We start from the raw sequence: 933 nt of genomic DNA on the forward strand, positions 1-933 counted from the left end.
TCGCCGCGCCGCCCGAGCTCGACGACATCGTCGCGTTTCCGCGCGGCGCGGCGGCCGGCGAATGCCTGCACCTGCTGTTCGAGTTGAGCGATTTCGGCGTGCCGGACGGCTGGCCCGAAGCGGCGCGGCGCGCGTTGCACGAGCGGCCCGTGGAAGCCGAGCCCGAGCTGGTCGAGCGCCTGCCCGCGATGATGCTGCGGATGGTGGCCGACGTGGTCGCCACCGAACTCGCGCCGGGCCTGCGGTTCGCCGCGGTCGATCCGGCGCGGCGGCTCAACGAGATGGAATTCCTGTTCCCGGCCGTATCGCTCGATTTCGCCGCGCTGCGTGCGCTGCTCGTCGCGCACGGCTACCCCGACGTCGCGCTCGAAGCGGGTACGCTGGCCGGTTTCTTCAAGGGCTTCATCGACATGATCGTCGAGCACGACGGCCGGTTCTGGATCGTCGACTGGAAATCGAACCACCTTGGCGCGACGGCCGACGCGTATGGCCCGGCCGCGCTCGACGCGGCGATGGCCGATCACGCGTATCACCTGCAGGCGCTGCTCTACACGGTCGCGCTGCATCGCTACCTGCGCGTGCGCCTGCGCGGCTACGACTACGACACGCATATGGCCGGTTATCTGTATTTGTTCGTGCGCGGCGTGCGGCCGGGCTGGATCAGCGGCGGGCAGCCTGCCGGCGTGCATGCGCGGCGGCCCTCGCGCGAGCTGGTCGAGGCGCTCGACGCGCTGATGGGCAAGGAGCGCGCATGAAGGATCTGACCGAACCGTTCGGCTTCGTCGGCGGGCTGGCCGAGCGGCTGCCCGAGCCGGCCGATTTCGGGCTGGCGCTGGCCGAGGGCTTCGCGCGCCGGATCGGCATGCTGTCGCGGCGGCTCGGTGCGTCGTCCGATGCGGCGCGCTGGGCCGCGCGTGCGGCGTTCGCGGCCAG

At 71.6% G+C, this 933-nt stretch carries 2 protein-coding genes; both read left to right on the top strand.

Annotated features, from left to right (window positions below; translation table 11 throughout):
* The coding region (locus G3N92_RS34260) for a PD-(D/E)XK nuclease family protein (protein WP_206131901.1) at positions 1 to 755 on the top strand (755 nt) is incomplete at its 5' end.
* The coding region (locus tag G3N92_RS34265; RefSeq protein ID WP_206131902.1) for a hypothetical protein at positions 752 to 933 on the top strand (182 nt) is incomplete at its 3' end. The genes G3N92_RS34260 and G3N92_RS34265, both read left to right, overlap by 4 nt.

Origin of the sequence: Burkholderia sp. Ac-20379 (assembly GCF_017104645.1) — a bacterium.
Classification (GTDB): Bacteria; Pseudomonadota; Gammaproteobacteria; order Burkholderiales; family Burkholderiaceae; genus Burkholderia.